Genomic DNA, 852 nt, shown 5'->3' with positions numbered 1-852 from the left:
AGCATGCTGGGCGGCGGTCGGCAGGCATTAGGATCGAGGTTCCAAATTTGAATTTCCGGAGGACCGGCATCGATGTACCCAAGACGGAACCAGCCGCGCGATGACGATTCTCGCGAAGTTAGTGGGTGGATCGAAGGCGTGACCGGAGCTTTCGATACGGACGCCTGGATTGAGGATTGCTATCCAGAGAGCCGAGAGATGGAACAGGATCCGACCGACTTGCGCCTCGGTTCGCACGATAGTGACGCCGGCGACCGTGTGCCGCGTCGCAGTTCCGTGGGCGGTTCGATGCGAGTGACGCCGCAGTCGCTGGCGCCGGAGAGGGGTTCGGGGCAGCAAGACGTCGATGCCGCAACGGAGACTCACGTGGTCTCAACCAAGGCTCGCGTCGGCGCCAAGCGTGGTCGCCCCGCCGACCGGGACATGCATCCCGATGACGAGACCCGCATCAACCAGTTCGCGGAAGCAGTCCGAAACTACGAAATTCTACCCGACGGTAGCGTCGGCCGAGGGGACGGAAGGGTTCCCGAGGCTACCGTCGAGAACAATTTAGGGATTCTTAGGAGGTTCGCTCGTTGGCTCCGAGCAGAAAACAGAGATTCGATGGCTTCTCGGTTTTTAAACGATCCAGATTCGCTAGCCGGTGATATCGCGGATTACTGGGCAAACGGTGGGGACGATCGTAAGCGTCTTAACTCAGCACTGTCTCATTTCAGGAGGCTCTCGCCTGAGGGGCAAGAACTCCAAGCCGTTGGACCTGGGCCGCGCCTGATGGGGCGCCGAATTCATGTTCCCTATCCCGACGACGCCCTCATTATTGATGCCTTGGCCAACGAAGAGCGGAGTAAGCTC

The 852-nt window shown here is 59.7% G+C and carries 1 pseudogene; it reads left to right on the top strand.

Features of this window, described 5'->3' with window-relative positions:
* Nucleotides 1–198 precede the first annotated feature (198 nt).
* Nucleotides 199–852: pseudogene (locus EFQ99_RS34865) on the top strand (Ulp1 family isopeptidase); the annotation flags it as partial.

The sequence above is a fragment of the Rhizobium vallis genome (assembly GCF_003985155.1).
GTDB classification, from domain to species: Bacteria; Pseudomonadota; Alphaproteobacteria; order Rhizobiales; family Rhizobiaceae; genus Rhizobium; species Rhizobium vallis.
Note: the sequence above shows the minus strand (reverse complement) of the source record. Positions and strands in the feature narration are given on the sequence as shown.